Raw genomic sequence first — 24,766 nt, 5'->3', positions numbered from 1 at the left:
CCGGCTTCATGAAATGCTGGAAACGGCAAAATCTGAGCGAGAGGACTGGACCGAGTACGTCAGATCTGTCGAGAATCGAACGCTCGGCGACGTGGATCGATCTCGGCAGGAGGCGAAAGATCTCCAGGCTCAACTCATCAATCAGGCCAGAGCCCAGAGGGCAATCGAGGATCAGCTACGCCAGGAGCTGCATGCAGCCCACTCTGCAGCTATCTCGGCCGGTCAAGCTGCCGATGTTCTCCGGGGCAGGTGCGAGGGACTTGAGAAGCGACTCAGCAGTCTGCGAGAACTTCCGGCGCAACTGGAGGCAGCCTTCAAGCGGAACACACCGAAGCAAGCGACCCCAAGGTTGCGCCCACGACGCCAGAGCCCGAAGGCGACATGAGCGTAACCGCCGAAGGGTCCCCGAACAGATGCATCGACCTTCTGCAACTTTCCGACTCATGCTGGCTGCATCGATTGTCGCCCGCACGCGCGCCACCACCTGATCGTGATGAATCGCCGGTCGCGCATCGGCAATGGCGCGCTCAATTTTTGCCCGGAGCCACTGGTTGTAGCTCTCGGCCACGGAGGAACCGTATGCCAACTGTCTTACGAACAGGGTCGAAGGCAGCTACAGCCGACACTTCCTTATTTAGGATGGTGTCCCTGAATGCCTCAAAATTCCCAATGAAATCAAGAAGGGGCACGATCCTAAGCAAAAGGACAAGAATCAAGAAAACTGACAACAGCGCCGCCAGCCATTGCCACGCAGAGGCCACGAGTGCCGCAGCACGGGCCGTCCATGATTGCGCATAATGTATATTATGTTACGACAAAGTAGCGCCCAGGCCACCCCAGGCCCTACAACCGCTCAATCCGCTCCACATAGATCACATCCTCCGAGCACCCGAACCCTTCGATCTTCCGATCCTTGATCTCCCACCAGATCACTTCGTCCATCCGTGGCCGGAACTGCATGGATCCCGCAATCACCACGCGCTTCCCAAACCAGCGCATGCTGTCCTTCAACACGCGCTTGGGAAGTGCCAGATCAAAGCATCTGCCGTCATCTGCGCGGATCTCACTAAGGCCGTGACCGCCTGGGTAAACCTCCAGCCTGCCGGTGACCGCGATCATGGCGTCAGCCACAGCCGGTTCGGATTGGGGTTCGGGTTCTGCAGCTGAAACGGATCCCACGGCCCACGCTGTGGTGACCAAGCTCAAGACCACGGCCAGGCTGCAGATCAATCGCCTCGAGGGTCGCACGGGCCAGCTCCTGGGTTGCACATGGCAGGCCCAGACTCTACGCCGGCATCCGCTGCAAGGGGTAATGGGGTCGGAGCCTTTCGCGTTGCGAAAGGCTCCGACCCCGGCCACCCGGGCAGGGGATCCCTCCCCGGCCCACCCTGCCCCCTTGGTCAGTAGTCGTAGCTCACGCTCACCCGCAGCGATCGCGGCGCCTGCCGTACCGTCGCCGCGCCGTACAGCGGGTCAGGCTGCCCCGGGTCCAGCTCCGAATAGGGCGATTTCCACAGGGCCGTCTGGCTGTTGAACACGTTGAAAACGTCCAGATTGAAGCCCAGCCGGCCATCTGCAGCCGCAGGACGGTAGGAAACGCCCAGATCCAGCTGCTTCAGCCACGGCAGGCGGCCCTGGCTGCCGGGAGGTGCCGGCTGGCCGTTGTAGAAGTGGTAGGCAATGCCGTAGCCAGACGGATCTTCGAAATTCGGCCCGTAGGAACCCAGCGCACTGAACGGCGTGCCCGAAAGCGCCTTGATGTTGGCCGACACCAGCCACTCCGGCGTGATCTGGTAGTAGCCGTGCAGCTTGATCTGGTGGGTGTGGTCGTTGCTCTGCGGGCCGTTGGTGTGCTCCATCAATTGCGCGTAATCCCAGGCCTGCGTGGTGGACACCGCGGTCTGGCCGATGCCCGAAAGCAACTGGCCTTCGGTGGTGCCATAGCTGCGCGACCAGGTGTAATCGGCACGGGCGTACCAGCGGCCATCAAACGGGTGCTCCAGCGACAGGTTCACCGCGTAGTAGTTGCGCTTGAAGCGCGGGAAGCCCATTTCCGCGTTGCTCAGCGGGACGGACACGTAATTGCCGCTGGTATCGACCAGGTTGAAGGTGTTTGCCCGGCCCGGATTGATCAGCCAGCAGCTGACCGGGTTGCTGTCCTTGGTCACGTTGTAGCCCAGGCTGCTGGCCTTTCCCAGCACGGCGTCGATATCGCAGTAATCATCCACGCCGCTGCGCAGCACGCGGTACGTGGCCTTGGCGCCGTACACCCAGTTCTGGCCTAGTGCCTTGCTGAAGCCCAGGATGAACTCGTCCTGGTAGGACGGCTCGATGCCCGAGGTGGCCACCGTCTTTGCATCCGGCAGCAGGCCGTAGTTGTTGTTGGACGACACCGCGCCAGAGAACGCGGTAAGATCGGTCGGGTAGCCGTTGCTGTCGATGCCGCCGTACGTGTAATAGGTGGACGTTGCCAGGGTGGCGCCGGCGGCATTGAAGGCCGGGTTCAGTGGCAGCGCCAGGTAGTAGCGGCCCACATTGCCGAACACCTTGAAGCGCCCGTCCCCACCCACGTCCCAGCTGAAGCCCAGGCGCGGCGCCCACTGCCCGCTGGTCTGCTTAATGTACGCGTCGCCATCACGGTTGAAGTTGGTGAACTGGTCCAGGCGCAGGCCCAGGTTCAACAGCAGGCGATCGGTCACCTGCCAGTTGTCTTCGATGTACTGCGCCCGCTGCGAGGCGCGCACCGAGGCCAGTGCGCTGTAGATGTACTGGCGCACGTAGTAGCCGTCTTCGCCATTGCGGATACCACCGGTGGCCGGCACGCCCAGGCCCGTGTTGATCGGCACGTTTGGATTCGACTGGCCGTAGATCCAGTAATAGCCATCGGCCGATGCCACCGAGCCACGGTTCAGTGCGCGCGCGTTCTGGTTGTCGATGCCCACGGTAATGCTGTGGTTGCCCCAGACATAGTTCGCATCCAGCCGGAGGTTGTTGCTGCGGTTGCCGCGGTCCGGGTTCACCAGCAGCGACGTGGTCTGCGCATTCGTGATGGGCGTGCCACCGGTAATGGCCGGGTTCTGCAGTGATGCGCTGTTGATGTAGGTCAGGCTGCCGTCGTAGGCTGGATTGCCGATGTAGTCATCGGTGTTCATTTCGCCGTATTGCGCGCTCACCGTCAGGCGGTCGGTCAGGTAGCCGGTGTACTTGGCCGTCCACAGGTCGCCACCGGTCTTGGTGGTGTCTTCCTTGCCGCGCTGCTCGCCCCGGCTCAGCGTGTCGTAGTCATAGGCAAAGATGTCGCCGCGGAACACGTTGCGGCTGGACGCACCGGTCAGTTCCAGCAGGTGGTTGTCGGTGATGTTCCAGTCCAGCTTGGCGTACCAGCGCGGCCGGCTGTATTCGTACTTTGAATAGGAATTGGTGGCCTCGACGTTCTTCACGTCGGTGCCCTCGCGGCGCTCCAGTTCGTAGGAACCGAAGAAGAACAGCCGGTCTTCGATCAGCGGGCCGCCGGCATAGACGCTCTGCGTGGTCACCCACTCGCGGTCCTTGCTCTCGGGCGCGTACAGCGCGCCGTCGCCCGGGTAGCGCACATCGTCCTTGTCCGATCGCGCCGAGGCCGGCTCCCACGTCACCTGGCCGCCGAAGTGCCAGTCATTGGTGCCGCGCTTGCCAACGGCGTTGATCACGCCGCCATCGGAGCGGCCGTACTTGGCGCTGTAGCCGCCGGTGTAGATTTCCTGCTGGTCGATGCTGCCGTACGGCAGGGTCAGGCCGCCCAGGCCACGCAAGGGATCGGTCGAGTTGAAGCCGTTGATGTAGTACGCGTTTTCTGCGGCCGACGAGCCGCCAAAGCTCACCAGCTGTGCGCCGGTCGGGCCGGCATAGCTGCCGTTGCCGCTGTTGCCGATCACCCCCGGCGCAAGTTGGGCGATGGCCTCGGCCGAGCGCCCCAGCGGGAGCCGCTGCAGCTGCTCGGCGGTGATGACGGTGCGTGAATCCACGCTGCTGACATCGATCGCCGCGGCGGCGCGATCCGCGCTGACCTGCACGCCATCCAGCCGGGTAATGCCGGCAAAGGACACTTCCGTGCTGGCGCCCACGGTCAGCGCCACATCCTGGCGGGATTCCAGCACCTTGCCCTCGGCATCGCGCGCTTCCACCGAATAGCGGCCCAGCGGCAGCTGGCTGACACTGAAGCGCCCGCGTGCATCGACCGCCACCTCGCGGCTGAGGCCGGTGTCACTGCGAACGAAGATGCGCTGCGTGGAAGGCGGCGCCTGGCCGGCGATGGCACCGGTGGTGGACTGCGCATGCAGCGCGGGAGACGCGGTGGCAAGCGCCACCGCCAACGCCAGCAGACGCGGGCGCAGTGAAGAACGAGCTGTCGTCATCGTGTTTCGGTACGGGTAGTGGGGGAAGCGCTGCCCACGCGCCGCAACCGACGCGCCAGACCTTGCACATTCATTAACCCCGCTCGCGCCCCAATGCAGAAATGCCCAGTGGTTATCTGCTATTGGCCGATGGCGATAGGCGGGCCTCTGCCCTCCCCTCGCACTCGCACCTTGCTCCGCCGTGACGCGTCACGTTAATGGTGCCGGGCACGCGGTGCCTTCATGGTCGAAACGCCAACGCAACGCGCACGCTTTCGCAGCGCTTAGGTTAAAAACGACGCGCTGCAACAAATAGGAATAATCGTAAAACTCGAACGAATTCGAGGTTTGCGCGACGTGCAGCGCCAGAATGGGCGCCACGCCCCAGCGGCGCCGATCACCTCCCGCGCATGAACGGATTCCCTGCACCGCGCCGCCTGCGTCTGGCACTGCTGGACGACCACGATGTCGTCCGTCGCGGCACCGCGCTCCACCTGGGTACCGATTTCCGCTTCCAGATCGTGGCCAGCCACTCCGCCAGCGCGTGTTTTGCACAGACGCTGCAGCAGGAGCGGGTCGACGTGGGCATCATCGACCTCAGCCTGGCGCCCGGCGATCTGAGCGGTACGGCGCTGGTGGAACATCTGCGCGAGCACGCACCACGCACCCCGTTGCTCGCGTTTGCCGGGCAGGCCTCTGCCGCGGCGATCAGCCACCTGCTGGCGGCCGGCATCAATGGCTATGTCGGCAAATCCGAGCCGCTAAGCGAACTAGCCGACGCCGTGGTGCGCGTGTCGCAGGGGCTGTACCGCATTCCCGCCGCGTGTCGGCGGCTGCCGGGCCAGGATGAGTTGAGTCGCAACGAGCGCGAAGTGATGCGCCTGCTGCTGGCGGGCTACACCGTTTCGCAGATCGCGCAGTACCGGCACCGCAGCGTCAAGACCATCAGCACCCAGAAAGTCGCGGCGCTGCGCAAGCTGGGGCTGCGCAACGACGCCGAGATCTTTGCCATGCGCCGCGAACTGGAGGCCTTATGAGCTGCACGCCCACCCCTTGGCGCAACGTGGCAATGGTGGCCGCACTGACCCTGCTGCCCTGCGCCTCCGCCGGCGATACGAATCTGTGGCAATGGGGCGATGACCGCCAGGTGCGCGTAGCCACCTACCCCACCCTGCGCCCCTTTCCTGACGCCCCGGGCAGTCGCCCAGTGCTGCCCACCATCGCCCACGGCTATGCCGAGCTGGTGGAGCGCCACTCCGGGCTGACCTTCGTCGATACGCCCTATGACAGCCTGCGCGAGGCCCTGCTGGCCCTGTGCAGCCGCGAGGCCGACCTGATCCTGGTGCAGGGCAGCGCGCTCGATCACGCCACCTCCTGCGCATTGCAGACCGGTCGGCGCAGCTTCCCCGGCGCAACGACGGCGCTGGCCGGGCGCAACGGAACGCGCCTGCCGCGCGATGCCGATGGGCTGGATGCGGTGGTGCTGGCCGCCGTGCAGGGTGGCGCCTACCCCGGCTGGCTGGCACAGCACGCCGGCGATGTCCGGGTGCTGGCGGTCCCGAATGTCTACGCCGCGCTGGCCGCGGTGGAGGCCGGTGCGGCTGACGCGGCCATCGGCATGGAAGCCTCGCTGCGCCCGATCCTGCGCCGGCATTTCAACGAGGGCCTGAAACTGCAGCCGATCCGCTCGGGATTTCCGCAACAACTGCATCTGCTGGCCCACGCTGATGAGCGGGCGCTGCTGGATCGGGTGGAACAAGGCCTGGACAAGATCACCCTGGAAGAGCACGCCGCGCTTGGTCATCGCTGGGCCGTGCAGACCCTGCCCCGGTCGATTGCCGACGCATTGGCACAGGCGGGCGTGCGCGGTTCGTCGGTACTGCTGCCCGCGGTCGCACTGGTCGTGGGCGGGCTGTGGCTGCGTCGCCGGCTGGCCGGGCGTTGGCGCCAGCGCTCGCAGTCGCAGGCGCGAGCGGTGGGCATGCTCAGTCACGAAGTGCGCAATTCGGCGCACCTGGTAATGTCGGCGCTGGATCTGCTGCGGCAGTTGCAGCTGCCCGCCAGTGCGCGCGAGCTGGTGAGCGCGGCCAATCGCGCGACACTGGAACTTCGCGGGCGACTGAATCGCGCACTGGATTTCTCGCGCCTGGCAGCCGGCACGTTCCAGCCCAGCCCGCGCCCCTGCGACGCGGCCGACATCGCAACCCAGGCGCTGGACGCCATTACCCCCGAAGCCCAGCGCAAGGGACTGACCCTGCATCTGGACGTATCGCCACAACTGCTGCCGGCGCTGCAACTGGACCCGGACTGCCTGCGGCAGTTGCTGGACAACCTGCTGGGCAATGCCATCAAGTTCACCGATGCCGGCGGCATCGAGCTGCGCGCGCAGTTGCTGGCTGACGCAGACGCCGCGCAGTTGCTGGTGGATGTGATCGACAGCGGCATCGGCATTGCGCCGGCGCAGATGGCGGTGCTGTTCCAACCTTTTCAGCCCGGCGACGAGGGACAGGCGCGCGGCGGCAGTGGCCTGGGGCTGTCGATCTGCCGCGAGCTGGCAGCATCGATGGGCGGTACGCTGGACGCGCACAGTGTGCAGGGCCGCGGCAGTCGCTTCAGCCTGCGCCTGCCGGTCACGGTCATCCCGTTGCCGGATGCCCAGGCACCGGCCGCGCCAACGGCCGCGGCCACGCCGCTGCTGGCAGGCCTGGATATGCTGCTGGTGGAAGATCACACGCTGTCGCGCCGGGTACTGGCCGCGCAGCTTCGCAAGCACGGCGCGACCGTGCATGAAGTGTCCAGCGCTGGCGCGGCCCTGTTGCGCCAGGCGGCCGCGCAGCACGCGGTCATCCTGCTGGACATCGAGCTGGGGCGAAGCAACGGCTACGCGCTGGCGCCGCAGCTGCGCCAGGCCAGTACGGCCAAAAGCGGCACGCCGCAGATCCTGGCGCTGTCGGCCCACACTGGGCCCACGCACCGGCAGCGCTGCCTGCAGGCTGGCTTCGATGGCGTACTGAGCAAGCCGCTGCAGCTGGATGCGTTGCTGCAGGCGCTCGGCCGTGGCGATGCAACGGCCGAACCGCCGGCGCATGACAGGAGCGCGCTGACGGCAGAGATTGCCGAGGATCTGCGGCGCGAACATGCGGCAGCAGAAAGTGCGGTGCGTGCTGGCGATGGCGTGGCACTGGCGCACCATGCGCACCGGTTGCATGGTGCGTTACAGATGCAGGGCCTGCACGAACTGGCGGCGAAGGCCGCAACACTAGCCCAGCACGGGCGCGAACGCACGCCCGATTGGGGCGCTGCATTGCAGCTGGTCGATCAACTACGCGGCGTACACGACCCCGGCGTTACCGGGGCCGTGTAGCCGTTCTGAATCAGGCGGCGCTGCGCGCAATCTGGCGACGGGTCAGGTCGTTGAAGCGGCCCAACGACATCAGGTGCTGGTGAATCAGTGCCAGCCAGCCGTTGCGGTGCCATTCGACCACGGTCGCGTCGGGCAGTGCGATGAACTTCTCGACATCCACCACGAAGAAGCCGTTGAGGTTGAATTCGCGGCCATCGGGCAGGCGCACGTTGGCATTGCGCTCCACCAGCAGGTTGTTGTCCACCAGCGCCTTGGAGAAGGCCTGGGTCTGGTCGTGTTCGCGGGTGAACTGACCGCAGAATTCCAGCGCCTGCTGCACCAGCTCGGTGGCCTTGCCATCGGCAAACAGCGGCTGGCCTTCCTCGCCACCGCGGGCGATGCGGGCGCTGTCTTCGTCGATGCCCAGCAGGAAGTCGTTGCCTTCGCCGGTGTCGATGAAGATGAAGGGGTGGCGGCGCAGGTAGGCCGGAATGTAGGTCTCATCGGCCCACAGCCCATCGGTGATGAACAGGTTGTCGGTGGTGATGCCCACCGCTGCCATCGGCACCGCGCTGGGGCCGGCGAACAGGATCGGGAAGTGGTGCAGCGCCAGCGAGAATTCGCCCAGCACCAGCGGGATGGAGTTGCTGCTGGCAGCAAATTCGAGCTTGCCCGGCAGGATGCGCACGTCGGCATGCTTGTCGGCCTGCAGCGGCACCGGACGGGTGTAGAACAGGGGCGCGCTGCTCGGTGCAGCTTCGGTGGTGGTGTCGCTGGTAGTGGTCATCGTAAAACCATGTCGATCATGCGCGCCTGCCATCCCGGGCGCGCCAGCGGGAACAACCTGAACCCCGCATTATCAACAAGCTGGGTGGCCACGGCCACCCCGACCACGAATTATTTCAACTGAAGCGGGTAGCGCTGCCACAGAACGTGGACCAGGAAGCCGGCCAGTTCGGTGTCGCGGGCGCTGACGGCCGCGCGGATCTTGTCCAGCAGCACCATGTCGCTGCACGAACGCACGTCGGCGTGGTTGGCCTGCCCTGCCCTGCGTGCGCGGTAGCGCGCCGCCCGCTGTGCATCGCTCATGGCATACCCGAACTTGGGCGGCCGACCGCGTTTGCGCGGCAGGGTCAACTCCAGGGTTCCGGGGTCATTGTCATCACGCATGGTGGGTGCGATCGGCGGTAATTCAACAGGGGGTGCGCAATTTATCGTGAGGCATCACTTTAATCCAGCTTTTTCTGCACCTTTGTTGCGTTGCAGCGGGCGGGACACCGCATCCACGCATGGCGTGGATCTACTGCAGCGCGCCGACCATCCGTGCAACGCGCCGATGGACGCAGTAGATCCACGCCATGCGTGGATGGGACGCCCTTCGCCCCTTCCGCCCCCAGCAAAAAGGGGAGCCCGCGAACGGACTCCCCTGCCTTGCCTGCTATGCGGCGCGCACCGGCTCATAGCCGTGCAGGTGCGCTTCGCTGCTGGCCCGCCCCTGGCTGAGCGAGCGCAGCGCGGTGGTGTACCCCACCAGGTTGGCCAGCGGTGCAAACCCACTCACCTCGGCGCGACCGTCCTGGTCGTCGATGCGGGCGATGCGTCCGTGGCGGCGATTCAGATCACCCACCACGTCACCCACCGATGCCGACGGCGAATGCACCGTCACTTCCATTACCGGCTCCAGCACCTGGGTGCCGCTGCCAGCCAGTGCCGCCCGCACCGCTTCCAGCCCGGCACGATGGAAGGCCAGTTCCGAGGAGTCCTTGGCATGGGTTTCGCCATCGACCAGAGTCACCTCGATACCCACCACGGGGTAACCCTGCGGGCCATCGGACAGCGCCGCACGTACACCCTTTTCCACCGCGGCGATGAAGCCACGCGGCACCACGCCACCGACGATGCGGTCGTTGAAGACCACCTCGCCATCCTCGCGCGGCGCAACGTCCAGCACCACGTGGGCGAACTGACCCTGCCCGCCGTTCTGCTTGGACACCCGGCCCACCACACCGGAAACGGCCTTGATTGGCGTTTCCTGGTAGGCCACGCGCGGCGATCCCACGCCCACGTCCACCTTCCATTCGCTGCGCAGGCGCTCGACCATCACCTCCAGGTGCAGCTCGCCCATGCCCCAGACCAGGGTTTCACCACTGTTGCGATCCGTTTCCACACGGAACGACGGGTCTTCCTGGGCCAGGCTGGCCAGGCCCTGCGCGATACGAATCAGGTCCGCCGCCCGCGCCGGGCTCAACCGCCATGCCAGTACCGGTGCCTGCGCCTGGATGTTTTCCAGTTGCAGCGGGCGTGACCGGCTGCTCAGCGTTTCACCGCTGACCGCATCCTTCCAGCCCAGCACCGCCACGATGTCGCCGGCCACGGCCTGTTCGATGTCGTGGGTCTGGTCGGCCTGCACCCGCACCAGGCGGCTGACGCGCCGCCCCTGCGGATGCTGCGAACTGGCCACGGCATCACCCACCTTCAAGGTGCCCGAGTACAGCCGCACGAAGCTGAGCGCGCCGTGCTGCTGGTGGGTGATCTTGAACAGCAGGCCCGCCAGCGGACCGTCCGGGTCCGGCGGCAGTACGACGTCACCGTGCTCGCTCACGGCCGTAACCGCGGGGCGATCCAGTGGCGAAGGCAGGTAGTCGACCACCGCATCCAGCAGCGTCTCGATGCCCTTGTCCTTGAACGCGGCACCGGCCAGCACCGGCACCCCTGCGCCGGCCAGGGTGGCCCTGCGCAGCGCAGCGCGCAGCAGCGCTGCATCGATGGCGCGACCGTCCAGCCACGCATCGGCCAGCGCGTCGTCGTGGTCGGCCACCGCCTCGATCAAGGCCTGGCGGTGCGCCCGCCACTGCGCGCGCGCGGCATCGTCCCACGCCGAAACGGTGGTGGTGCCATCATCGTGCCACTGCAGCACGCGCTCATCGACCAGGTCCACCCAGCCGTTGAAAGCACTTTCGCTACCCAGCGGTACACCCAGCGCCCACGGCCGCGCCTGCAGCTTGTCCCGCATCTGCTCCAGCACCCGTCCGAAGTCGGCACCCACGCGGTCCATCTTGTTGACGAAGGCAATGGACGGCACGCCATGCCGGCGCGCCTGGCGCCACACGGTTTCCGACTGCGGTTGCACGCCGTCCACGGCCGAGAACACGGCAACGGCACCGTCGAGCACGCGCAGCGAACGCTCCACTTCAATGGCGAAGTCGATGTGGCCGGGGGTGTCGATCAGCGTGAGCCGGTGCGGCGGCAGATCGCGCGGCGCCCACTGCGCCTGCACGGCGGCGGCGCCGATGGTGATGCCGCGCTCGCGCTCGATGGCCGAAAAGTCGGTGGTCGCATTGCCGTCGTGCACTTCGCCGACGCGATGGATTTCGCCGCTTTTCCACAGCAGGCGTTCGGTCAGCGTGGTCTTGCCAGCGTCGATGTGGGCAATGATGCCCAGGTTGCGGCGGCGGGAAAGGGTCTGGGTGTTCATGAGATAGGTTCCTGCAAAGCCAACTTCAGGGGCCGCACACCCCGGTTGGCGACAGGGCATGCGGCTAGCGTTCGGTCTCGGCGATCTGGTGCATGGCACGTTCTCCTTGGGTCGAGCCGGCGGCGCCGGCGACGTTGAAAATGAAATTGCGGAAACGAAAAGAGCGCCCCGAAGGGCGCTCTGTGGATGGTCCAACGATGGCCGTATCAACGGCTTCGTGGCACTCCAGGCAGACACGCCCGTTCCGCGCTTGCGCGGGTCAGGGTGAAAAACTTCAGGAGCGGCATCCGGTTCATGCAGCGCATTCTAGACCTGCCAATCTGGCGCGCAAGGGGCTATTGCACGCATTCATGGAACAATGAGATGTAGTGGGGTGTGCGGGGTCAGATCCCTTGGCCACGCCAAGGGCTCTGACCCCAGCAACGGCCGGTCACTCGCAGCCGTTGATCCGCCGCGCGTCGCCAACCGTCGCCGCGTTGTCACCGGTCACCGACACCCAGCCCTTCAGCGAGTACGCCGGATCGACCTCGCCACGGCGCGGGGTGTTATGGAAGGTGACTTCAGTCCAGCTGCCAACAGCACCCAGCTCGCTCAGACGTGCGTCCTGGTCTTCGTCCGTACTGAAGGCATCACCCGGCTTGGAGCGCTTGGCCGTATTCACCGTGGCGGTCTTCACCGCGCGCACCCGCAAAGCGCCATTGGGCATGCGCTGGCTGGTCACATCGTAGCGCTCGGTGCCGTAGGCCCACGGGCGTTCGGCCTGGCGGCGCACTTCGCTGCCATCGTCGGCCACGGCAACCGAGCCATCCACCATCTCGGCAATGGCCGCATAGCTGGTGTAGCCGGCCATCATGGCCTGAGCGCCGATCATCTGCCGCTGCTCCAGCGGCAGTTCGCTGGCAGCGGGCTTCATGCCCGGCAGCTTCAGATACGCAGACTTCCTGCACAGCACCAGCACCTGCTGGTCGGCCCACGCCATCATCATCTCACCGCCCACGTAGTAGTGCGTGGTGAACAGATCAGGCGTGGCGCCCTTGCCCTTGGCGCTGCGCGTTTCGATCGAGGTGGCCTGGTCGGCCGCTTTGCTCAACGACACCGAGGTCGTGGCTGCATTGGCCGCGCACGCCGAAGCAAACAGCGAAGCGACAAGTGCGGTACGTGCGAAGGAAACTTTCATGGGGGGTCATTCCGTTGAAGAAAAACGAACCGCCAAGGATACGTCGCGGCGCGAACGGAAGCTTTGCTGCTTGGGGTCAGAGCCTTTCGCTGGGCGAAAGGATGTGACCCTGAGCATTCAGTTCTCAGCTGGCGGATCGAAGTCGAAACGATGTTCAACGAATCCACCCTCGTCCCTCCCGTCACGCTGTGCGGGCACGTAGCACCAATTCCACACAGTCTCTGCGGCAGCCGCATCCTGCGCCGGGTCACCACTGGACTGGACAACCTCGACGGATCGAAGCGTGCCCGCAGCGTCGACCTGCATGCGAACAACGGCGGCACCACCGGAAAGCCGGTCGGGCGGATACTCAAGCGGATTCAAGAACACCGAAAAGAATGAGATGGAAGGCTCAGACGATCGGGTCGCCTTGAAACTGCAGTCATCACGCCGATAGAAGCGCTTCTCGCGCGCTTGCACGATCCGCTTCAACGATGCCACGGCTTTCTCCACACAGGTGTCCGCGTGCAGCGCAAGACGACTTCGGCAGACCGTGTCAGCCACGCGCTCAGGGGCGGAGTCCTGCACGCACGCTGCGGACGCCAGCATGCAGACCGTAGTGGCGGTAACGCGAAGCAGCTTCATGGTGGCAGGCCGGTGGGAAACGGGCTGCACAGGATCCTATCGGCCAGCCGCGCCGGTCCATGCAACTTGTCCGAAATTCTCGCCTGGGGCCGACCCTGGGGTCAGAGCCTTTCGCTGGGCGAAAGGATCTGACCCCGTCGACTCAGGTCACTACCACCAGCGGGACGCCACGCTTGGGGTGCTGCAGCACCACCACATCCTGCTGGTATACGCGCTGCAGATTGGCTTCGGTGAGCACCTGCAAGGGCGTGCCATCGGCGGCCACCCTGCCCTGTTCCAGCAGCACGATGCGGTCGGCATAACCAGCGGCAAGATTCAGATCGTGCAGCACCACGATCACGCACGCACCGGCTTTGGCGCAGGCGCGCACGCTACGAAGCGTACGTTCCTGGTGGCGCAGGTCGAGCGCTGCGGTGGGCTCGTCCAACACCAGCAGCGGCGTGTCCTGCGCCAGCACGCGGGCGAAGGTGGTGCGCGCCGATTCGCCGCCGGACAACTGCTGCACTTCGCGCAGGCGCAGTGCCTGCAGCTCGGCCGCATCAATGGAGGCTTCCACGCGCGCATCGTCCACGGCCGGATCGGGTGGGTGCGGCAGGCGCCCCATCGCCACCACTTCTTCAACGCTGAAGGCGAAGCGCACGCCGTGTTCCTGCGGCATCACCGCGCGCTCGCGCGCCAGCGGCCCGGCCTTGTACGCGTGAAGTGGACGGCCGTTCAACGCCACGTCGCCGACATCGGCGCGCAGATCGCCTGCAGCCACCGCCAGCAAGGTGGATTTGCCCGCCCCATTGGGCCCCACCAGGGCAGTGACCGTGCCCGGCGCGAAATCCAGGGTGATGCCATGCAGGATCTCGCGCTGCTGGCGGCGCACCACCACATCGCGCAGGCTCAGCAAAGCGCTCATGCAGCCACCTTGCGGCGCTGCTGCAGCACCAGCCACAGGAAGAACGGCGCGCCCAGCGCGGCCGAGAACAGCCCCAGCGGAATCTCCGCCGGCGGGTCCAGCGTACGCGCGGCGGTGTCGGCCACCACGATCAGCAGCGCGCCCAGCACGCCCGATACCGGCAGCAGCCAGCGATGCCCCGGGCCCACCAGCAGGCGCGCCACGTGCGGCACCACCAGGCCCACGAAGCTGATCGAGCCGGCAAATGCCACCGCCGCGCCCACCAGCAATGCACTGAAGGCCACGAGACGGCGGCGCGTGCGCGCCACGTCCAGGCCCAGGTGCTGCGCCTGGCGCTCACCCAAGGCCAGCATGTCCAGCGGTGTGCCCAGGCGCAGCAGCGCGAACACGCCGATGGCGAACAGCGGCAGCACCGCTGCCACGTCCGACCAGTTGGCGCGTGCCAGCGAACCCATCTGCCAGAACACCAGCGACTGCAGTTCGCTTTCGCTGGCGATGTAGGTCAGGAAGCCGATCAGCGCCGAACAGAACGCGGCCATCGCAATACCCACCAGCAGCAACGTGGCATTGCCGGTGCCCTTGCCCGGGCGTGCCAGCGCATAGGTCAGGCCGATGGCCGCGGCGCCGCCCCCGAAGGCCGCCACCGGCACCAGCCAGCCGGCGGCACCGGCCGCGCCCAGCACGATGGCCGCCACCGCACCCAGCGCCGCACCCTGGCTGACACCGACGATGCCAGGATCTGCCAGCGGGTTACCGAACAGGCCCTGCAGACTGGCGCCCGCCATGGCAAGTGCCGCGCCCACCATCGCCCCCAACAGGGCGCGCGGAATACGCAGCTGCCAGACCACCGCCAGGTCGCGGCTGCTGACCGCCTGCGGATCGACCAGGCCCAGCTTCACCCCCAGCGCCTGCAGCACCTCCAGCGGCGGCAGACGCAACGGGCCCACGGCGAACGACGCCAGCACTGCCCCCAGCAGTGCCAGCAACGCAACCAGCAACATCACCCGCCCGCGACGGCGGCGCCGATCCGCAGGGCTCATGCCGGCGGCAGCGCCGCAAAGGCCTTGGCCAGCGCCAGCGCACCCGCACCCGAGCCCACGCTGGTGTACTTCAGCTGCACATCCGGCAGCACCCAGACCCGGTTGGCGGCGCCGGCCGGGGTCTGCTTCAGGGTCGGATAGGCCTTCCACAGCCCATCAGCACCGCCGAACTGCTGCAGGTCGTGCTCGGTCACCAGAATCACCTCTGGCGCCGCGGCCACCACGCCCTCGTTGCTCAACTGCGAATAGTTCTTCACCCCGGCTTCGGTGCCGATGTTCACGCCGCCGGCCAGCGCGATCAGCTGTGCCGAGGCGCTGTCAGCACCTGCCACCGTGGGCAGACCGCCCGCGCCGGTGGCCGACACGTGGATCACGCGCGGCACATGGGCCAGGCCCTTGCCGATCCCGGCGGCCTCATCCAGCTGGCGCTGCACCTGGGTGGCCAGGGTCTGGCCGGCATCGGCCAGACCAATCGCCGCCGCGATCTTGCGCACCTTGTCCGGCGCCGGCTGCAGGTCGTCGACCACCACGGCCGGCTCGCCCACTTCGCGCAGCTTCTTCGACAGCTCGGTGTGGCGGCGCAGGCTGTTGCCCAGGAACAGCGAGCCCTGCAGGCTCAGCACGCCCTCCACCCCGGTGGTGCGGTTGAACAGGAACTGATGCGGCGCGGCCAGACCGGCCTGGGTGGTGGTGTTGGTGGGTGCGGCAAACACCTGCTTGCCAGCGCCCAGCGCTTCCAGCACCGCAATCACGTCATCGCCGCCGGCAATGATCCGGCTGGCATCCTTCACTTCCACCTGCGCGCCATCATCACTGGCCACCGTAGTCGGCAGTGCGGCCTTCTGGTCCTGCAGGGCCGGCACATCCACGCCGGCCACGCGCTGCCAGCCGGCCGGCAGTTCCTGCGCAGCGCTTGCCGAAGCAGTGGCAGAACCCGCTGCCGGCGCAGCGGCATCGGTCGCGGCCGGCGGCGCACTGCCACCACAGGCAGCCAAGGCCAGCGAAACGGCCAGCGGGAGCGCACACAGGCGCAGATGGGAAGCGAAGTTCATGCAGATTCTCCTTGCTGGCCGGGCGAAGGCACTGCCCTCGCCCGGCACGGGGGTTACGGCTGGCGCAGGCTGATGCGGGTGATGCGGTCACCCTTGGGGTCTTCGGCGCCACGCGACTTGTTCACGGCAAACACATTGCCCTTGCCATCGGCGCGCACGTGGTTGGGCAGCGTGCCGCCATCCAGGTTGCCAACGATCTTGCCATCACGGTTGACCGCGGTAACCGTACCGGCGCCACGGTTGGTGACGTAGGCCAGGCCGCTCTTGTCATCGAACGCAACGTTCAGCGCGCCGGCGCCGACCGGCACATCGTGCACGACCTTGCCGCTGGCCACATCAACGATCAGCAGGTTGTCGGTGCCCTGCGAGGCGACGTACAGACGGTTCTGCTGCGCATCGAAGGCCACGCCCGAAGCGCTGATGGAATTGCCCAGGTCGATCACCTTGTCCACCTTGCCGCTGGCCACGTCGATCACCGCCGCTTCCGGGGTGCCGATGCTGACGGTGAACAGCTTGCCGGCCTTTTCATCCAGCACCAGGCTCATCGGGGTGAACTTGCCTTCATCCACGCCCGATTCCAGGGTGATCGATTCCAGCGGCTTCAGCGTTTTGGCATCGAACACCGACAGGTGGTCTTCGCCCGTCGCCGAAGCAAACACCTTGCCGTGGGTGCCATCGACCACCACGTCGCGCGCATGCGGCACGGCATCGACCGGGAACTGGTGGACCAGCGACAGATCCTTCTGGCGGTAGACGGCCACGGTGTTCTGGCGGGTGTTGGTGACCCACACGTTGCCGTTGGTGTCATCCACGCCCACGCCGTACACCGCATAGACCGCGCCGTTGGTGCTGCCCGGCACCTGCGCCGGGGTGATCGCCTTGGTCACCTTCAGGCTCTTGGGGTCCAGCTTCAGCAGCTGCGACTGGGTAACCGGCGGGCGGCCCACGGCCGAGGTAACGAACACAGCGTTGCTGGCGGCGCTGTAGGCCGACTGGTACAGGCCCGGCACCAGCTTGTTGGACTGGGTGGCGAACTGCTGCTGGCCCGACAGCGGCAGCTGCGGCGAGATGCGCAGCTTCAGCACGGTGGCGGCCGCCGGCTGGCTGGCGCGCACCACCACCGGGTGGGTGCCCGGCACCGCATCGGCCGGGATGGCCAGCTGGGTCTTGAAGTTGCCATCGGCATCAACCACCACCGGCTGGCTGTTCAGCACGGTATCGCCGCGCACCAGACTGATCTGCTGGCCGGGCACGAAGCCGCGGCCGGTGACATCGGCGGTGCTGCCCGGCACCACGTTCTCGCCGCGCGAGACCACCTGGCCCTTGAAGGTCGCATTGGCCGGCTGGTCGAACACCGGCTGCGCCGATGCAGTAACGGCCAGCAACAGGCCGGCGGCCAGGGAAGTAAGACGGAAGGAAGAACGGGACGACATGGAAGGCTCCTTGCACACGTAGGCCGCGCCGCGTGGCGCGGGATTCATCGGTTGCCTGGGCCGCTGCACATCGACAGCCAAGCCTGGGTAGTGGGGTCGCACGGGTTGGCCGTGCGCGGTTGTCATTCGTTGGCGTTCGCCGCGGCCGGCGCCTTGCCATCCGCTTCGCTGCGATCGGCCACGCCGTAGAGTTCATGCAGAGCGGCATGGAACGAGGCCGGCAGCATCGGGCCATGGCCCAGCCCCGGGAACTCGCGGTACTGCACCTGCAGCGCCGGCACCTTGGCCAGGCGCGTGGACAGCTGCAGGGCCGCATCCGGGGTGGCACCGCCAATGCGGCGCAGGTGCGCGACCACGCGCGGGTTGTTCATATCGCGCTTGCCGCGGTCACCCACGCGCTCGGCACCGCCCAGCATCAACCAGACCTTGGCCGGCTGGCCGTGCACGTTCTGCACGAACTGCTGTTCCGGATCGCCCAGCGCAGCGCCCTGCGCCCACCACAGCGACGGGCTGGCGGCCAGGAAGTACTGGAAGGCTGCCGGGCGGGTGTACAGCGTGTTGAGCACGAACAGCCCGCCCAGCGAGTGGCCCCACAGCGCCTGCTGTTGCGGGTCGATCTTCGCGCGGCGCTCGACTTCGGGCTTGATGCGGCGCTCGATCACATCCAGGAACGCGGCGGCGCCGCCACCGGTGGCCTGGGTGGTGCCGGCCTCGTCGTCGGCCCGATCGATCCAGGCGGTGTAATCGCGGGTGCGCGACGGCGAATCGATGCGCAGCTCATTGTCGTAGCCGATCATCACCAGCACCGGCGGCGCCTTGCGGGCGGCCAGCTCGGCCAGCAGCGGCTGGTCCAGCACCATCGCCACCGCATTGCCGTCCAGGGCGTACAGCACGGGTGCGGGGGTCTTGCCCGCCTTGGCCGGAATCGCCACGTTCACCCGCCAGCGGCGCTGCTGGTCGGGGCTGTCGATCACGAAACGTTCGAAGCGGTAGCTGGACGCAGGTTCGTCCAGTACGGTGCGGCCCATCAGCTGCTGCGGGTTGCGCTGCTGTGCATGGGCGTAGGGAGCGGCCATCAGGACCCCCATCATCAGGGCGGCCAGACAGCCGACGGAGCGTACGGAAAACATCATGGGTGACGGATGCGGCGGGCCGGGCCGCCTCTTCATCAAGGGACCGCAGTCTATCCTAGATGCGAATGCTTATCACCTAGATCAAACGTCACGCTGTGTATCACGCGCGCGTGTGCACACCCGGTGTGCATACTGCCGGCATGCGCGCTACCTCAATCACGTTACTGCCTGTTCGACGATGGCTCGCCCCTGCCCTCGCCTGCGCCGCTGCATTGGGCACGGTCGGCTGCTCCCCCAGCCCGCGCGCGGGCGTGGATTTCAGCGACATCGACATCACCCCCTGCCCCGACCAGGCCACCCTGGAACGGGAGCTGGCCGGCGTTACCGCGCGGCTGCGCGTGGCGCTTCCCGGTCGCTACGCCGGCCGCCGCATTTCCTGTAACCCGCTGAAGGTGGTGGTGCTGCTGAAGGGCGACACCCACTACCAGACGCGCAGCATGCAATGGCCGCGCGGCGAGGTGACGGTCGAGTTCGTTTCAGGCAGTCGTTACGCGACTGAAGACCTGAACGCCGCCGTTGCCAGCGGTTTGCTGGCCGCGCGGTTCCCCGGCGCGCACGGCATCGGTACCGATGCGGTGAACGGGCGCATTCTGGTGGACGCGGCGGATGACGCGGCGTATGCGCGCTACCAGGCCGCGGCGGCTGAACTGGAGAAGGAGCTGGGCGTGCCGATCGCCATCAAGCGCGGCAAGGGCGATTGGCGTTTGTAGCGTCGAGCTTGCTCGACTGAGGCCCGGCTTTTGTAGAGTCGAGCTAGCTCGACTGCTTTCAATCCGGCAGTCGAGCAAGCTCGACTCTACGAAGAGCAAAGGGCAGTCGAGCAAGCTTGTATGTTCCCGCCGGCTCCTACGAGGTATGTAGGAGCCAGGGTGGAGGGACCGTCAAGCAAGCATCTGCGGAGTCGAGCCGACAGACGAGTCGAGCGATCCCCATCCCGCACCTTAACGTCGATAAAGGATCTAGCGGCCTTTGAGGACCGCCGATGTAGGCAAGCCAACGTGGTGCGGTACCACCCCAGCCCCTTAACAATAGCTGGGAGTTGCACAGATGTCAGATCATTCGGCCATCGGCATCGACGCCAATTCAAAGACTTTGGTGGTGGCGCGCCACGGCACCAAGGGCAGCGCCCGAATCGCCAATTCAGCCTCGGCCATCGGCAAGTGGCTGTCCAGCGTGCCTGCCAAGTCGCGTATCGGCGTTGAAGCGACCAATCGCCATCACGAGCTTGTGGTTCGGGCTGCCCAGAAGGCCGGCCACGCTGTCTTCCTGCTCAACCCACGTGACATCAAGCACTACGCCAAGGGCGTGGCCTGCCGGGGCAAGACTGACTCCGGCGACGCGCAGGTCATCGCACGGTACATCGCCAGGGAGGCCGACAATCTGCACGAGCACATCGCCCGCTCGCCGGAGCAGGAACGGCTGCATGTGCTTCTGCAGCAGCGTGACAGTCTGGTCCGGAACAAGGCAACGCTCCATCTTTCCTTGGGGACCGACGCGGCTGAATCGGCCATCTTCGGGCCGATATTCAGTGGTCTGAAAGGGGCCATTGCGATGCTGGATCGAGAGATCCAACACGTCTGTCGCAGCGGCGAACAGCGCGATCTGTATCGGCGGATCATGACCATTCCGGGTGTGGGCCCGACGGTGGCGGCCTTTGTTACCCATCACATCACCCGCTGGCCGTTGGCCAACTCAGACGCCTGGGTGGCCTGCACCGGCCTGGATCCACGCCCCAACGAATCCGGCGCCCGGATCGGCCGTCGCCGGTTGTCCAAACGAGGCAATGCCGGCCTGCGGCAGATCCTCTACATGGCGGCCATGGGCCTGACCCGATGCAAGGGAGGAAAACCCCTCTACACCGCCATCCGCGACCGCGGACACAGCAGCACCGCCAGCTTCAACATCCTGGCCAGGAAGCTGGCCAGAATCGCGTGGGGCGTCTTCAAGAGCGGCCGGGATTTCGACCCGAGCATGCTGAAAGTGGGTCAAGCCTGCTTCCAGCAGACTTGACCACGAACATAGGATCTCGACTCTACAAAAGCGCGAAAGGCAGTCGAGCAAGCTCGACTCTACAGACGCTTTGCGGCCCTGGCTGCTTCGCGCTCGGCGCGCAACCGGTCCAGCTTTTCCTTCAGCTTGATTTCCAGCCCGCGCGGCACCGGGTTGTAGTAGACCCGTTCGCCCATCGCATCGGGGAAACCGGTCTGGTCCAGGGCGATGCCGCCCTCGGCATCATGGTCGTACTGGTACTCGGCGCCGTAACCCAGCTCCTTCATCAGCTTGGTCGGTGCATTGCGCAGGTGCAGCGGCACTTCTTCGGTGCCGCTCTCGCGCACATCGGCCTTGGCCTGGTTGAAGGCCGCATAGCCTGCGTTCGATTTGGCGGTGCTGGCCAGGTACAGCACCAGCTGCGCGAAGGCGAGCTCGCCTTCCGGGCTGCCCAGCCGCTCATAGATGTCCCAGGCTTCCAGCGCCATGCTCTGCGCGCGCGGGTCGGCCAAGCCGATATCTTCGATGGCCATGCGGGTCAGGCGACGCGCCAGATAGGACGGATCGCAGCCGCCATCGAGCATGCGGGTCAACCAGTACAGCGCGGCATCAGGGTTGGAGCTGCGTACCGACTTGTGCAGCGCCGAGATCTGGTCGTAGAACTGCTCGCCGCCCTTGTCGAAGCGGCGGGTGCGGTCGGCCAACACCTGGGTCAGGGTCTGCGGGGTGATGCGACCGCCCTCCCCGCCCGCCAGCTCGGCGGCGATTTCCAGCAGGGTCAGCGCACGCCGCACGTCACCGTCGGCGGCGGTGGCGATTTCCAGCAGCAACTCGGGGGCGACCTCGATGCGCTCCTCGCCCAGGCCGCGCTCGCGGTCGCCCAGCGCTCGTTCCAGCGCCTCGACAATATCCGTGGGCGACACCGCTTCCAGCACGTGCACGCGGCAGCGCGACAGCAGCGCGGAATTCAGTTCGAACGAGGGATTCTCGGTGGTAGCGCCGACGAACAGGATGGTGCCGCGCTCGATGTGCGGCAGGAAGGCATCCTGCTGCGCCTTGTTGAAGCGGTGCACTTCGTCCACGAACAGCACGGTGCGGCGGCCTTCGGCAAAACGCTGCGCGGCCTCGGCCAGCACTTGGCGCACTTCGGGCAAGCCAGAGAGCACGGCAGAGATGGCGCGGAATTCGGCGTCGGAGTATTCGGCCAGCAGCAACGACAGCGTGGTCTTGCCGCAGCCGGGCGGGCCCCACAGGATCATCGAATGCACGCGACCGGATTCGACCGCACGGCGCAGCGCGCTTTCCGGCGCAAGCAGGCGCTTCTGCCCGACCATTTCGTCGAGGGTACGCGGGCGCATGCGCTCGGCCAGCGGGCGCAGGTGATCCCGATCAACGCTCAGCAGATCGGGGCCGGGGAAGGAAGTGGAACGATGTCTTGGCACCGGGACATTGTACCGCGAGAGCGTGCCAACCAAGGTTGGCACCTACCAGGGCCAGGTAGCGCCGGGCCATGCCCCGCGTCACACCTCAATTGCCGATGACGTCGGTTCCCTTCGGCGGGGTGAAGCTGAAGGTGCCGGCGGCGAAGCCGGGGTTGCGCTTCCAGCCGCTGAAGGTGATCACGGTGCGCTGGCCGACGGCATCGGTGATTTCCATCTTGGCCAGGCCCTGCGCGTTGAAGCCCAATGCGGCGTACTGGAAGCTGGCTTCGGTGTCACGCTTGGGCGACAGCGACAGCCACTGCAGGCCGTCACGCTTGGCCGCTTCTTCGCTCAGGTCGTACTGCTGTTCCAGCAGCGCCGGGTTGATCAGTGCGGTCAGCGGGCTGTTCTGCTCTTCCTTGCCCTGCTCGCGCACGGTGGCCTGCTCCAGGTCCGGCTCGTACATCCAGACCTTCTTGCCGTCGGCCACGATCAGCTGTTCGTGCGGGCGCACGTATTCCCAGCGGAACAAGCGCGGCGCCGACAGCGCAACGCGGCCACTGGTCGATTCCTTCACCTTGCCGCGGCTGTCGAACACCTGCTGGCTGAACTGCCCATCCAGGCCCTTCAGGCCACTGGTGAAGGTTTTCAGGTCATCGCGGGCGCCGGCCCAGGCGCTGCCGGCAGCGGCACAAGCCACGGCCAGGGTGGTGGTGGCAAGGAAACGACGGAAGCGGATGTTCATGCGGGAATCCTGTGGGCGCGTGCGCCAGGAAAGTTGGGTGCCAGTGTGCCCGGGCAAAGATGAATGGGCGATCAGGGCGACATTATGCCGCCCCGCGGGTGCATCGGCGATTCAGTTGCCGCTGGCCGGCAATCTGCCGTACAGCACCTGGCCACGGAAGCCGCGGCGCACTTCCCGGTACAGCGCCCGGAACGCGGCGTAGTCCTGCGGCTGGCACAGCGCCTGCGGGCCGCGCACCGCGTTCTGCTGCAGGCGGTGGTGCACGGTCACTTCCTGGCCGTTGCGGCTCCAGTCCACGCGGTAGTCGCCGGCCGCATTGGTGAAGCGCTGGCTGGCCGGAATGGCGATGATCGGCGCGTTGTCCGGGAACTGCAGGCGATAGGTTTCCTCGCGCAGGCTGGCATTGCAGTAAAAGGGGGTTTGGTTGTCCGGCGCCGACGCGCTTGCGTACAGCCCGCGCACCGATTCACCCCCGGGCGGATCGGGCACGGCCATGCCGCCGGCCACGGCGAAATCGACGTAGTCCTCAGCCTGGAACGCCATGCGGTAGCCGAACGGCCGGGTCAGATCGACCGGTACGCCCTGCAGCTGCAGCTGCCCGCGGCCATCGAAACCGGACGCGGCCATGATCGACTCCTCCGCCCGTGCGCGGTTCTGCGCATTGAGCTGGGCGAACTGCGCGCGCATGCCGATCTCGGCGTTGTCGCCCAGCTGCGGCACGGTCTCGCCACGCAGGTTGCCCTGCGCATCGAAGGTGAAGCGCACGTCCATCACCGTGGCATTGCGCTGCGGGTCGTTGGCCGGGGTGCGCGCCACGCTGGCGGTACGCGTGTGCAGTACCGGCGCGCCCAGATCACCATCGGGCAACTGGCCAAAACGCGCCCAGGCGCTGGTCGAATCCAGGTACAGATCGAACTCGGGCACGTAGGTGATGGCGTGGTTGAAGCGGCCCAGTACGGGAATCTTCGGCAGCGTGGGCCCGCCACCGGCGCCGATCAGCACCGGCGAGCTCGCAATGCCCTTGGCCGCCAGCAACGCTTCCAGAATCGCCACATGGTCTTTGCAGTCGCCATAGTGGTTGTCCAGGATGCTCTGCGCACTGTTCGGCTCCAGCCCGCCATTGCCCAGGTAGACCGCCACGTAGCGGATGTTCTGCGCCACCCAGCGGTACAGCGCATCGGCCTGCGCCTTGCGGTCGCTGATGCCGGCGGTCACTTCATCGGCCAGGGCCTGGATCTGCGGGGTCACCCGTGCCGCCTCCCCCGCCTTCAGCTGGTAGGCACGGCCCATCTGCGCCCAGTCCTTGTAGGTGCTGGCCATGATGTTCGGGCCGAACTCCCACACCGCCGCCGACCAGTTCTGCGCCTGCATCGGTTCGCGCCGCTGGTAGCGCCAGCGCCACTGCGCCTGGCCGTTCTTCACCTGCGGGCGGTCGCTGCCCTGAACGCCCCGGCTGTCCACGTACATGGGCAGGTTGGCCGGCGCGCTCAGGGTCACTTCGGCATCGTCGTACTGGGTGAACACATTGAAGGTTTCCCACAGCCCGAAGTAGCCTGGGAAATACGGCGTCAGCTGGGTGCGTCGCACCTGGTAGAACAGCCGCGTGCCCGGCGCCAGGTTGGGGAACACGATCACCCGCACCTTGCGGTCGGCATACATGGCGGCCGCGGCGCTGGAATAGCTTTCCTGGGTATAGATGCGGTCGGCCGGCACGTCGCGGCGCTGGCCGTCGGCGGTCAGCGTATAGGCGCTCACCACCTCCAGCGTTTCCATCTTCTCGCTGTAGCTCAGCCGCACCTGGCTGAACTGCTCCACCGCCGCCTTGGTCTTGAGCAGGATTTCGTAGGTTTCGGTCTGGATGTTGCCGGCATCGGCACGCACCTGGTAGTCGGCGCGGTAGCGCACGAAGCTGAAGTTGTTGCTGGCCTCGGCATCGCTGCTGGTGGACGGCGGCGCCGGCTGGGGCACGCCGGCGTCAGCCAGCGCGGGGCCAACCGCCAGCGCGCAGGCCAGCGCCAGCACGCGGGGAAGAAGTCGATGCATGCGTCGGTTCCTTG

General features: G+C 66.5%; 20 protein-coding genes. 4 read left to right on the top strand and 16 right to left on the bottom strand.

Annotated features, from left to right (window positions below):
- Positions 1-175: 175 nt before the first annotated feature.
- The 3 genes from C1933_RS20465 to C1933_RS09785 form a co-directional block, all read right to left on the bottom strand.
- Entirely contained in the window at positions 176-568 is a 393-nt protein-coding gene (locus tag C1933_RS20465) for a hypothetical protein (protein WP_325051506.1), read from the bottom strand.
- Positions 569-843: 275 nt separating this feature from the next.
- Complete coding sequence (locus C1933_RS09790; RefSeq protein WP_159093962.1) at positions 844-1,119, bottom strand: hypothetical protein; 276 nt, start codon at positions 1,117-1,119, stop codon at positions 844-846.
- 281 nt (positions 1,120-1,400) lie between these two features.
- The gene (locus C1933_RS09785) at positions 1,401-4,394 is read right to left on the bottom strand and encodes a TonB-dependent receptor (protein ID WP_108753085.1); all 2,994 of its coding nucleotides are present in this window, start codon (positions 4,392-4,394) and stop codon (positions 1,401-1,403) included.
- Between the two features lie 389 nt (positions 4,395-4,783).
- Between C1933_RS09785 and C1933_RS09780 the strand changes: the two genes are divergently transcribed.
- Together C1933_RS09780 and C1933_RS09775 are read left to right on the top strand one after the other, a co-directional pair.
- Positions 4,784-5,410, top strand: coding sequence for a response regulator transcription factor (locus C1933_RS09780; protein WP_108753084.1), 627 nt, complete (start codon positions 4,784-4,786; stop codon positions 5,408-5,410).
- The gene (locus tag C1933_RS09775) at positions 5,407-7,737 is read left to right on the top strand and encodes an ATP-binding protein (RefSeq protein WP_234414695.1); all 2,331 of its coding nucleotides are present in this window, start codon (positions 5,407-5,409) and stop codon (positions 7,735-7,737) included. The genes C1933_RS09780 and C1933_RS09775 overlap by 4 nt, the downstream gene beginning before the upstream one ends.
- 10 nt (positions 7,738-7,747) lie before the next feature.
- Here the strand turns inward: C1933_RS09775 and C1933_RS09770 are convergent, their stop codons facing one another.
- From C1933_RS09770 to C1933_RS09725, 10 genes are all read right to left on the bottom strand, one after another.
- Positions 7,748-8,503: a SapC family protein gene (locus C1933_RS09770; protein ID WP_108753082.1), complete on the bottom strand. Its 756-nt coding sequence runs from the start codon at positions 8,501-8,503 to the stop codon at positions 7,748-7,750.
- Between the two features lie 110 nt (positions 8,504-8,613).
- Positions 8,614-8,886 (bottom strand): hypothetical protein, encoded by a 273-nt coding sequence (locus C1933_RS09765; RefSeq protein WP_079221882.1) that lies wholly within the window; start codon positions 8,884-8,886, stop codon positions 8,614-8,616.
- A gap of 268 nt (positions 8,887-9,154) precedes the next feature.
- Entirely contained in the window at positions 9,155-11,191 is a 2,037-nt protein-coding gene (gene fusA, locus C1933_RS09760; protein WP_108753081.1) for an elongation factor G, read from the bottom strand.
- Between the two features lie 430 nt (positions 11,192-11,621).
- Positions 11,622-12,368: a hypothetical protein gene (locus C1933_RS09755; protein WP_108753080.1), complete on the bottom strand. Its 747-nt coding sequence runs from the start codon at positions 12,366-12,368 to the stop codon at positions 11,622-11,624.
- A gap of 117 nt (positions 12,369-12,485) precedes the next feature.
- Positions 12,486-12,992, bottom strand: a complete 507-nt coding sequence (locus tag C1933_RS09750) for an energy transducer TonB (RefSeq protein ID WP_159093961.1) — start codon at positions 12,990-12,992, stop codon at positions 12,486-12,488.
- A gap of 142 nt (positions 12,993-13,134) precedes the next feature.
- Positions 13,135-13,896, bottom strand: coding sequence for a heme ABC transporter ATP-binding protein (locus C1933_RS09745; RefSeq protein WP_108753078.1), 762 nt, complete (start codon positions 13,894-13,896; stop codon positions 13,135-13,137).
- Positions 13,893-14,936, bottom strand: a complete 1,044-nt coding sequence (locus tag C1933_RS09740) for an iron ABC transporter permease (RefSeq protein WP_108753077.1) — start codon at positions 14,934-14,936, stop codon at positions 13,893-13,895. Before C1933_RS09740 ends, C1933_RS09745 begins: the two co-directional genes overlap by 4 nt.
- Positions 14,933-15,988 (bottom strand): ABC transporter substrate-binding protein, encoded by a 1,056-nt coding sequence (locus tag C1933_RS09735; protein WP_108753076.1) that lies wholly within the window; start codon positions 15,986-15,988, stop codon positions 14,933-14,935. The genes C1933_RS09740 and C1933_RS09735 overlap by 4 nt, the downstream gene beginning before the upstream one ends.
- 53 nt (positions 15,989-16,041) lie before the next feature.
- A complete protein-coding gene (locus C1933_RS09730) occupies positions 16,042-17,421 on the bottom strand; it encodes a YncE family protein (RefSeq protein ID WP_108753075.1) in 1,380 nt (459 codons plus the stop codon).
- A gap of 122 nt (positions 17,422-17,543) precedes the next feature.
- Complete coding sequence (locus C1933_RS09725) at positions 17,544-18,554, bottom strand: alpha/beta hydrolase-fold protein (protein ID WP_108753074.1); 1,011 nt, start codon at positions 18,552-18,554, stop codon at positions 17,544-17,546.
- Positions 18,555-18,805: 251 nt separating this feature from the next.
- Between C1933_RS09725 and C1933_RS09720 the strand changes: the two genes are divergently transcribed.
- Positions 18,806-19,264: a hypothetical protein gene (locus tag C1933_RS09720; protein WP_159093960.1), complete on the top strand. Its 459-nt coding sequence runs from the start codon at positions 18,806-18,808 to the stop codon at positions 19,262-19,264.
- Between the two features lie 337 nt (positions 19,265-19,601).
- Positions 19,602-20,564, top strand: a complete 963-nt coding sequence (locus tag C1933_RS09715; protein ID WP_108753072.1) for a transposase — start codon at positions 19,602-19,604, stop codon at positions 20,562-20,564.
- 59 nt (positions 20,565-20,623) lie between these two features.
- On the opposite strand, the gene C1933_RS09710 is transcribed toward C1933_RS09715, so the two are convergent.
- The 3 genes from C1933_RS09710 to C1933_RS09700 form a co-directional block, all read right to left on the bottom strand.
- Positions 20,624-21,901, bottom strand: coding sequence for a replication-associated recombination protein A (locus tag C1933_RS09710; protein ID WP_233614756.1), 1,278 nt, complete (start codon positions 21,899-21,901; stop codon positions 20,624-20,626).
- Between the two features lie 169 nt (positions 21,902-22,070).
- Positions 22,071-22,709, bottom strand: a complete 639-nt coding sequence (gene lolA / locus C1933_RS09705; protein ID WP_079221872.1) for an outer membrane lipoprotein chaperone LolA — start codon at positions 22,707-22,709, stop codon at positions 22,071-22,073.
- A gap of 111 nt (positions 22,710-22,820) precedes the next feature.
- Positions 22,821-24,752, bottom strand: coding sequence for a DUF3857 domain-containing protein (locus C1933_RS09700; protein WP_108753071.1), 1,932 nt, complete (start codon positions 24,750-24,752; stop codon positions 22,821-22,823).
- Between the last annotated feature and the right edge of the window lie 14 nt (positions 24,753-24,766).

This window comes from Stenotrophomonas sp. ZAC14D2_NAIMI4_6, from assembly GCF_003086875.1.
Lineage (GTDB): Bacteria > Pseudomonadota > Gammaproteobacteria > Xanthomonadales > Xanthomonadaceae > Stenotrophomonas.
This window is presented reverse-complemented; position numbering and strand designations above follow the sequence as displayed.